The sequence below is a fragment of the Brevibacterium sp. LAARM2_SD2 genome (assembly GCF_057364785.1).
Genome location: NZ_JBNFOM010000056.1, coordinates 1 through 1,366, shown reverse-complemented (window position 1 = coordinate 1,366; position 1,366 = coordinate 1). Strand labels below are relative to the sequence as shown.

At 61.1% G+C, this 1,366-nt stretch carries 1 protein-coding gene; it reads right to left on the bottom strand.

Annotated features, from left to right (window positions below; genetic code table 11):
• Positions 1–37: 37 nt before the first annotated feature.
• Positions 38–1,297: an IS30 family transposase gene (locus tag AC2W7K_RS18040; protein ID WP_198499905.1), complete on the bottom strand. Its 1,260-nt coding sequence runs from the start codon at positions 1,295–1,297 to the stop codon at positions 38–40.
• Positions 1,298–1,366 lie beyond the last annotated feature (69 nt).

Sequence of the window (1,366 nt, the reverse complement as noted above, 5' to 3'; positions counted from 1 at the left end):
GGCAGGTTCAGGTTTCTAGTGCACCATTGGGGTGTCTTCAGGGTACGCCCGCAAGGAGCATGTCTCCCAGTACCTCTGCCGGAGTCGCGTACTCCAGAACCTTCCGCGGCCTGCGATTGAGCTGATCCTGCATCGCTTGAACATCACTGTCGCTGACAGAGGAATCAAACCGGGTGCCTTTCGGATAGTACTCACGCACCAAACCGTTCGTGTTCTCATTCGTCGGCCGCTGCCACGGCGAATGCGGATCACAGAAGAACACCTCGCAATCAGTGGCCACAGTGATCCGCGCATGCTCTGCCATCTCCGAGCCCTGATCCCACGTCAGTGTCGAAAATACGGCCTCGGGCACCGACGCGATCATGTCCTGAACGATCCCGGTCACCGTGCGTGACGACTTCGCTGATGAACACGTCGGCAGCTTCCGCGACAGCGTGAACCGGGACCGACGCTCAACCAGGGTGACCAGGCCACCACCACACCCATCAACGACAAGATCACCTTCCCAATGACCAGGCACCCGCCGGTCATCGGCTTCGGGCGGGCGATCAGCCAACCGCACCCCGTCCAACCAGGGCCGACTCGGCTTCCTTCCCAACCGCGACCGGGGCTTGCGTCCTGTACGACCCGATCTGAGGGCCTTGACCACAGCCAACTCGTGCCGCAACGTCCCCCGCCCCTGAACATAGAGGGCCTGATAGATCGTTTCGGAGCTCACATGCAGATCCTTCCGATCAGGAAACTCACGACGGAGCCTACCGGCGATCTGCTGCGGCGAATATTTGTCATTGAGCGCATTGACGACATACGCCCGCAGCCAGGGGTCATCGAGACGTTTGCGGCGGTGTTCCTTGTGAGCCTGCATCACAAGTGCCCGCCCGTGAGCCCCGGCGGCACTGTACCGGGGCTCCTGGACACCGAAAGCGACCCTATGGCGGGTGATCTCACGAGACACTGTCGAATGGCTGACCCCGATCTGGGCGGCGATCGCACGCACCGACAGGGGTGGGTTCGACTGCAAACCCGCCTGGATCGTGATCCGGTCATCAAACGTGAGCCGATGATACGCCGGTCTCTTCAGCACTGCCTGGCGATGGTGCACGATGGTGATGGCCATGCCCCCATACTTGCCCTTTCTCAGGGGGATTCCCCAGCAACTGGCCCAGCGTTTCACGGACGTGATTCCCACGCCCATGACCGCTGCGATCGCCTGCACAGGCAGGCGCTCGATGACGAGCATTCTCAGTGCCTCGTCGATGACCGTGCTCGGCATTCGATAGATAAGCTTCGTGCCCATCGCGATTCCTCCTTCTCGTGTTCCCTTGCCACTGGGGCCAGGGTGTTGCACTAGAAGTTAGAAACCGCC

Excerpts from the sequence above, each read along its gene's own strand:
- AC2W7K_RS18040 (WP_198499905.1), bottom strand. The coding sequence starts at position 1,297 with ATGGGCACGAAGCTTATCTATCGAATGCCGAGCACGGTCATCGACGAG.